We start from the raw sequence: 7,786 nt of genomic DNA, 5'->3' as shown, positions 1-7,786 counted from the left end.
GCGTATCTAGGAGACCGGTGCTTCGAGTACCCGCTCCAGGACGATGGCCGCCCCATCAAGTCGTATCAATGGCGGAAAGCCGACTGTGGACCTCAGCAGCCTCTGGGGCACCCAAGACGTCATAGAGAGCTGCGGCCTCGATCCAGCAAGCTCTCGCCCTCGCCGTGTCTCCGGCCCGCAGGTAGGTCTCACCGAGGCTCTTCAGCGTGCTGGCGACACCATCGCGGTCACCTACGTCCCGGCGAATATCCAGCGCCTGGAGTAGGTAGGTGAGAGCCTCGGCGAGTAGCCCAGTGTCGCGGTAAGCGATGCCCATGTTGTCCAGCGTGATGCCTTGGCCTCGCCGGTCACCAGTCTGCTGGCGAAGCAGCAGTGCCTGCTGGTAGTAAACCAGGCCCTCGTCACACAGCCCCATCTCAACATAGACAAGCCCTAGGTTATTCAACGTGGCGCCTTCACCCTGGCGGTCGCCGGTCTCCCAGCGCAGGTGGAGCGCTCGCCGGTGGCACGAGATCGCCTCGTCATAACGCTGCAGTTGCCAGTAGACAAGGCCGAGGTTGGTAAGAGAATTCGCCTCATTTACTTGGTTACCGACTGCACGGTGCAGGGGCAGAGCCCGCTCGTAGCAGGCGATCGCGTCATCCAAGCGACGAAGTCGCCAGTACGCCAGCCCGAGGTTGTTGAGCGTGTTCGCGCGGGCCGCCGGGTGATCCAGGCGCTCTGCCGCCTCCAAGGCGAGCAGGTGAGTGGAGACCCAATCGCCGTAGTGACCGCGGAGTCGGAAGAAGGAGAACAGTATCCAAGGTATCTGCCAGGTGAGGTTGTCCAGCCCGGCTTTGGCCGTGGCTCGCACGAGAGCGGTCAGCGCTTTCCGTTCGGCCTCACACCAGCTCAGTGCTTGCGCATGATCTGTCATTGGAAGCGGGTGACGCGGTTCGGCCACCGCCTCGAATGTCCGTTCCGGATCGGTTGGGAAGAGGAGCCGGCGAGCCGTATCCGCCGTGACGAGGTACCAGCAGGCCAGCCGCTCTACTGCTGCGCACGTGGCTTCGGGAGCATCTTCGGTGTCGGCGCACGTGCGGGCGAAGGCCCTCAAGAGGTCGTGCATGTGATAGCGGCCGTGCTCGCGCTGTTGGACCATGTACTGATCGAGCAGGTCCTCGAGGACCTCCTCGGTCTCCTGCGGGGAGGCGTCAAGCAGAGCGGCTGCGGAATGCGGCGTGTACGTGTCCCCGGGATGCGATGCCAAGAGGCGGAAGAGACGTCGATGCGGTTCGGGAAGGGGCGCGTACGAGAGCGCGAGCGCTGCAGCCACGGCTCGGTCGCCAACGGACAGTTCCCGGAGGCGGCCGTGCTCGCTCCGGAGTCGAGCGGCGTAAAAAGCGAGCGTCCAGGTGGGACGGGAGCGCAGCTTGTGCGCGGCTACCGACAAGCCAAGTAGGAGTGAGCTCCTCGTCCAACAGCCGCCGCAGTTCCTCGGCCAGGTGCGGGTCCTCGTGTAACAGCTGTTGGAACCGCAGCCGCCACTGCCCGGCGAACGCCTGCTCGGTATCGCTGTCCCCAGCCTCACTGGCAGCCATCACCTCGAGTCGGACCTCCTCCAACTCTCCTGCAACCGTCCCGGCCTGCTCCGGACGGGCTCGCCGCCATAACCGAACCACCGCGACGCGGGCCTGCTGCCCGGCGTCCGTCGCCATCGCCGGCACCAACGCAGTCCCCGCCGCCGCAACCACCGGATTCAAACCGCACCTCCAAGAAGTCACCATCCCGTGACACGGACTGTAGAAGAACCGAGGTGGGCCGCGTGGAGGGTTCACCCACCCCACCACCGTTCACGGGGTCTCGGCGTCGGTGATCGAGAGTCGCTGTTCGGCCGCGAGGGAGACCACCGCCACCTCGCCGCTTGCCGGGCAGGTCGTAAGAGTGGTCGCGTCGCGTACGAGCGACTGCGACAGGGCGTCGTCGGTCATGACTTCCCAACAAGGCTCCGGCGACCGACGTGACGGCCCGTCGTAAAGGCAACTCTCCATCGCTTCCGAATCAGGGCGCAACAGGAATCGCGACCGCTGAGCTCGTGAGCAATCCGGTCAGGTCGGCACCATGCTTCCCTCAACAGTTACAGAGCGTGGTCGCCATACGGCCAAGTCAGGGCCCCGAAACTCCCCGGTCGAACCCTCACCCCAGGGAGATTCCAGGGAGCTCGCGCACGAAACCAGGGAGCTTTCAGGGAGTTTCAGCGCGGGACGGACCAGGACGCGAAGGGCTCTCGATTCCGCACAACAGTGCAGGTCATAGCGCTAGTTGACGAAGATCTCCGCAGGTCGGCGGGTCATCCGCTGCCAGTAGACCGTTGTCTGTCCCGTGGCCCCGACCCACCGACGCCGGCTGAACGACGGCGACCGCGTGTTCGTCCTTTACGATCCGGCCGATCCACGCACTGTCGTTGTCCTCGGCCTGGAACGCCCGGGGCTGGAGCGCGCGTTCATCGCCGGGGGCGCCGTCGTCGTGCTGCTCGCCCCCGTGATTGTGCTCGCTGTCGCGGTGGCGAGCCGATGAGCAAGGACTCCCCACTCCCTGACCATCACGTCGGCCGATCTGCACTCATCACCGATCGAAGCCCAGCTCATCAGGGGTGCGTCAAGAGCTGGGAAGCTCTCTTGAAGCCGGGTGCGGCACGGCATTTGATGGGTGATGTGAACAGCGACTGGCTTCTGCTCGACCGTCCGCCTCATCCGGTGGCTCCGTGTCGTGCGCCGCGCTGCCCGGAGACCTCCGCCTCGCGCTGAGACGTCTCCTGCATCCCAAGAGGGCGCCGTGACCTGACGCGGCGCCCTCTTTGTGTACCTCAGCATGCCCCAGGCCCGGATACAGGCCCGCTTGGCGTGCCCGTTCCCTTTCTCCCAACCCGGATTGGATCATGTCCGTCTTCGACCTTTCCTCCCGTATCGTCCTGGTCACCGGCGCCACCTCCGGCATCGGCTATGAGACCGCCCGGCAGCTCGCCGAACGCGGCGCCACCGTCCTCGTACACGGCCGCACCTCCGAGGACGCGCAGGCCGCGGCCGACAAGCTCGTCGCCACCGCGGGCATCGAAGCCGCCCAACTCTGCGGATTCGCCGCGGACTTCACGCACCTGGAGGAGGTCGAGACGATGGCGCGACGCGTCGTCGCCGAACACCCCCACCTGGACGTCCTGGTCAACAACGCCGGCATGGCGGCCCCCGAGCGACACACCGTCACGGCCGACGGCAACGAGATCGCCTTCCAGGTCAACTTCCTCGCCCACTACCTGCTGACCTGCCTCCTGGAGCCCGCGCTCACCAGCGAGCCGGGTGGCCGGGTCGTCAATGTGTCGTCGTCGCTGCACCGCACCGCCTCCATCCAGTGGAGCGACCCGCAGCGCGCCCGGCGCTACTCCCGGCTCGCGGCCTACGCCCAGTCGCAGCTCGCGCTCACCGTCTTCGCCGCCGACCCCCGCGTGACGGCGGTCTCCGTCCACCCGGGCATCTGCGAGACGGAACTGCTCTCGCTCTACGCGAACAGCGGTGCGTCCGCGGCAGAAGGCGCCGCCCATGTCGTAGGCCTCTGCGACCCGGCCACCGAGATCGTCAACGGCGCCTACTACGACCGCGACGAGCGCGTCGACCCCGCGCCCGCCGCCACCGAGGACCGCACCGTCAAGCGCCTCAACAAGCTTGCCGACCAGCTCGTCGGCCACAACGCCTGAAGAACACCACCGCCTGAAGAACGGCAAGGCGGCCTCCCGACAACGAAAGGCCCATGCGCCTATGTCCAAGCGCGCCCGCAAGAAGAGAGCCCGCCGCAAGAAGAAGGCCAACCACGGCAGCAAGGCCGGACAGAGCTGAACCACCGAGCGGGGCGGCCCCACCCGGGCCGCCCCGCTCGGCGCCCCCCGCGACCGCTACAAGGAGTCTCCGTGATCGAACTCTCCCCCGACCAAGTCCCCGCCCTCTCCCACTGGTTCGCTGCCGGGCCCCCTGGGGCGAAAGCGCTGGCCGAACACGCGCTGGTCCCGGGAGTCGGTCGCTGGTGGGCCGACCGCGCCGTCGATCCCCGCACCATCGCCGTAGCCTGCGCCGACCACCTGCTGCTCCGCGGCGAACCAACCGCCCTGGCCCCGATCGCGCTCGCCCCTTTCACTTCGCACTATGTGCAGGCCCCGGCACGCTTTCTGCCGCTGCTGGGCAGCGCCTTCGATCTGCTCGTGCCATGGGAGCGCATGGCGTACGTCCACCACGTCCCCGTATCGCCTCCGCGCCCGCCCCGTGGTGTGACGGTGCGTCGGCTGGCTCCCGAGGACGCTCCGGCAGTCGCTGCGCTGGGCGCTGACGCGGCGTGGATTCACGCCAGTTGGGGCGGCCCGGCAGGTCTCGCCGCCTCCGGACACGGATGGGCGGCCTTCGCAAAGGACCGCATCCTCGGCATAGCCTGCACGTACTTCCGCGGCAGCACATACGAGGACGTCGCCTGCATGACCGTCCCCGAACACCGCCGCCAGCACCTCGCCCTGGCCTGCGTCACCGCCCTGTGCCAGGACATCGCCGCCCGCGGCCACACGCCGAGCTGGACCTGCTCCCGCGACAACCGCCCCAGCCGGCTCCTCGCCTGGCACGCCGGCTTCCGCCTGGAACACGAGTACGTCCACTACCTCACCGGACAACCCGCGCGCCGCATCGCCGAGCTCACCGCCTGAACACCACCCGACAACGAGGAGCCACCATGAAGCCGCACCGCACCCCCCTCGCCTCGGTGAAGATCCTCAACAGCGCCCACGACCTGAAACGGCGGGACGGCTCCTTCACCCTCCACTACACGATCACGCCGGCCCTGCCGGACGCGGCCGACGACAGCCCCGTGCTCCTGGCCCTTGAGGCCATGGACGACGTCGGCAACGAGTACTTCCACTGGGGCGGAGCGTACGGAGCCGCCGGCGACGGCACGCACACCAGCGGCAGCATCTCCGCACAGCCCGCCCTGGCGGCGAAGGCATGTGAGATCCGTATACGGCTCACCTTCCTCCGGGGCGGCGAGGAGCACCCGTGTCATCTGATGTTGCGTACCTCGGCCGCCAAGCCCTGAGGCCACGCCCTGCACAGGACCGGCCCATACCGCCGTGCTTCTCCGCTCCGTCGTGCCCATGGCCCACTGGCCACCGTTCAGGGGACACGAGGCCGCCATATTGACGAACGTTATGACGAGCACCAAGGCGAATACGCCGTGCCTACGTAGCGTGGCCATCGCGTAGATGGCTGGATCTTTTCGCGGTACGACAGGAGCACAACGATGGCCGCCTCCGCCCCTGCCGGTTCCTCGTCCGGGGCAGCCGTAAGGCATCGCTTGCGGGCGTGGATGCTGGAGGGGCTGACCGACATGGCCAAGCGCCACCCCGGTCCGCACGCCGGGCCCCAGAGCGCCCATCAGGGGCAGCGCTGGTGGCGGGTGATGTGCCTGACCGGTGTGGACTACTTCTCCACCCTCGGATATCAGCCAGGCATCGCCGCCCTCGCCGCGGGCCTGCTGTCGCCGGTCGCCACCATCATCCTGGTCATCGTGACGCTCGCCGGCGCGCTGCCGGTGTACCGGCGGGTGGCAAAGGAGAGCCCGCACGGCCAGGGGTCGATCGCGATGCTGGAGCGGCTGCTGGCCTTCTGGCAAGGCAAACTGTTCGTCCTGACCCTGCTCGGCTTCGCCGCCACGGACTTCCTCATCACGATCACCCTCTCGGCAGCCGACGCCTCCACCCACCTCGTGGAAAACCCACACGTCAGCAGCGCCCTGCACGACCAACAGATGCTGATCACCCTGATCCTGGTCGCCCTGCTCGGCGCGGTCTTCCTCAAGGGCTTCCTGGAGGCGATCGGGGTAGCGGTCGCCCTGGTGGCCCTCTATCTCGGGCTCAACGTTGCCGTGGTCGTCGTCGGACTGTGGCACGTGGCCACCGCGCCGCATGTCGTCACCGACTGGTCCCAGGCGCTGACCACCGAGCACGGCAATGCGCTGGCGATGGTCGGGGTCGCGCTGCTCGTCTTCCCCAAACTGGCACTCGGACTTTCCGGGTTCGAGACGGGTGTCGCGGTGATGCCGCATGTCGAGGGCGACCCCGGCGACACCGAAGAGCGTCCCACGGGGCGGATCCGGGGCACGAAGAAGCTACTCACCACCGCTGCAGTGATCATGAGTGTCTTCCTGATCCTCACCAGCTTTGTGACGACACTGCTCATCCCGGAGGACGCGTTCAAGGCGGGCGGCGAGGCCAACGGGCGGGCCCTGGCCTACCTGGCCCACGAGTACCTCGGCTCGGCCTTCGGCACGGTCTACGACATCGCCACCATCGCCATCCTGTGGTTCGCCGGCGCGTCCGCCATGGCCGGTCTGCTCAATCTGATGCCGCAGTACCTGCCGCGCTACGGCATGGCACCCCGGTGGGCGCGGGCGGTGCGCCCGATGGTGCTCGTCTTCACCCTTGTCGCCTTCCTGGTGACCTGGATCTTCCATGCCGATGTGGACGCCCAGAGCGGCGCCTACGCCACCGGTGTCCTGGTGCTGATCAGCTCCGCCGCGATCGCCGTGACCATCGCCGCGCGGCGGGCCGAAGAGCGCGGCTGGATGATCGGCTTCGCGGTGATCTCCGTGGTGTTCCTCTACACGACCGTGACGAACGTGATCGAGCGGCCGGACGGAGTGAAGATCGGTGCCTGCTTCATCGCCGGCATCATCCTGCTGTCGTTCCTCTCCCGCCTCGTCCGCGCCTTCGAACTGCGCGTCACCAGCGTCGTGCTCGACGAGATGGCCGAGCGGTTCATCCGTGACATCGCCCATCGCAAAGTCCGCTTCATCGCCAACGAACCCGACGCGCGCGACGTTGCCGAATACCGCGACAAGCTCCGGCAGATCCGTACGGACAATGACCTTCCGGAGTCCGAGGACTTCATCTTCGTCGAGGTCACGCTCGGCGACCCCTCGGAATTCGAGAGCGAGCTGCGGGTGCGGGGCGAAGTGATGCACGGCCGCTACCGCGTGCTCCGCCTGGAGAGCTCCACCGTCTCCAACGCACTGGCCGCGCTGCTGCTGCACGTACGGGACACCACAGGAGCCCGGCCGCACATCTACTTCGAGTGGACCGAAGGCAACCCCCTCGCCCAGTTCCTCCGCTTCTTCCTCTTCGGACAGGGCGAAGTCGCCCCGGTCACCCGCGAGGTCCTCCGCGAAGCCGAACCCGACCGCGAGCGCCGCCCCCGCGTCCACGTCGGCTGAACGCGCACACAGCCACTCCCCGTCAAGAGCCCGACAAAGATGTGCGACACGACATCAGGGAGAGGTCAGGAGAGCCGACACCCAGTCACAAGCTGCCTAGTGTCAGCCAAATGGGACGGCGAACCGCTCCTGCCGCGGCGACGCGCGCCGGGCGGCCGGGCACAGCCGTCGACCGCCGCTGGCGTGCGGAGGTGCGGCGCGCCCTGCACTACTCCCTGGCGTTCGTCGGTCTGATCATGCTGCTCGACTGGGGATCGGGCACTATCACGCTGCCCCGCGCCGGGCTCTGGGTCTTGTTCGGGGCCCTGGTCCTCGCCGTCTTCCTCCCGTCGCGCGTGACCGCAGGCGAAGGGTGGCTGGCGGTACGGGGCCTTATGGGCGAGCGCCGTGTGCACACCGACGCGCTGGTTGCGGTGCGGCGATACGGCGTCGTCGCCACACACCTCGTCCTGCGAGATGCGCACGGGCAGTGGCTGGAACTGGACCCTCACGTCCTGGAAGCCAATCCGCT

General features: G+C 67.7%; 8 protein-coding genes. 6 read left to right on the top strand and 2 right to left on the bottom strand.

Annotated elements, in window-relative coordinates; translation table 11 throughout:
* Window positions 1–55: 55 nt before the first annotated feature.
* Both AB0I10_RS39495 and AB0I10_RS39490 read right to left on the bottom strand, forming a co-directional pair.
* Window positions 56–1,315, bottom strand: a complete 1,260-nt coding sequence (locus AB0I10_RS39495) for a tetratricopeptide repeat protein (protein ID WP_363157581.1) — start codon at window positions 1,313–1,315, stop codon at window positions 56–58.
* Window positions 1,316–1,832: 517 nt separating this feature from the next.
* Window positions 1,833–1,970, bottom strand: a complete 138-nt coding sequence (locus AB0I10_RS39490; protein ID WP_363157580.1) for a hypothetical protein — start codon at window positions 1,968–1,970, stop codon at window positions 1,833–1,835.
* Between the two features lie 391 nt (window positions 1,971–2,361).
* Here AB0I10_RS39490 and AB0I10_RS39485 point away from each other — a divergent pair, with 391 nt between their 5' ends.
* The 6 genes from AB0I10_RS39485 to AB0I10_RS39460 form a co-directional block, all read left to right on the top strand.
* Window positions 2,362–2,556, top strand: a complete 195-nt coding sequence (locus AB0I10_RS39485; RefSeq protein ID WP_363157579.1) for a hypothetical protein — start codon at window positions 2,362–2,364, stop codon at window positions 2,554–2,556.
* A gap of 361 nt (window positions 2,557–2,917) precedes the next feature.
* Entirely contained in the window at window positions 2,918–3,727 is an 810-nt protein-coding gene (locus AB0I10_RS39480) for an SDR family NAD(P)-dependent oxidoreductase (RefSeq protein ID WP_363157578.1), read from the top strand.
* Between the two features lie 210 nt (window positions 3,728–3,937).
* On the top strand, window positions 3,938–4,714 hold the full coding sequence (locus AB0I10_RS39475; RefSeq protein WP_363157577.1) for a GNAT family N-acetyltransferase: 777 nt from the start codon (window positions 3,938–3,940) through the stop codon (window positions 4,712–4,714).
* A gap of 26 nt (window positions 4,715–4,740) precedes the next feature.
* Window positions 4,741–5,100, top strand: a complete 360-nt coding sequence (locus AB0I10_RS39470) for a hypothetical protein (RefSeq protein WP_363157576.1) — start codon at window positions 4,741–4,743, stop codon at window positions 5,098–5,100.
* 204 nt (window positions 5,101–5,304) lie between these two features.
* Window positions 5,305–7,275 carry an amino acid transporter gene (locus AB0I10_RS39465; RefSeq protein WP_363157575.1) on the top strand — a complete coding sequence of 657 codons (1,971 nt, stop codon included), beginning with the start codon at window positions 5,305–5,307 and terminating at the stop codon, window positions 7,273–7,275.
* Between the two features lie 110 nt (window positions 7,276–7,385).
* A partial coding sequence (locus AB0I10_RS39460; protein WP_363157574.1) for a hypothetical protein occupies window positions 7,386–7,786 on the top strand: 401 nt, incomplete at its 3' end.

This window comes from Streptomyces sp. NPDC050636 (assembly GCF_040654775.1).
In the GTDB taxonomy this organism is placed as follows: domain Bacteria; phylum Actinomycetota; class Actinomycetes; order Streptomycetales; family Streptomycetaceae; genus Streptomyces.
The sequence above is the reverse complement of the archived record's forward strand: the minus strand, read 5'-3'. Positions and strand labels throughout refer to the sequence as shown.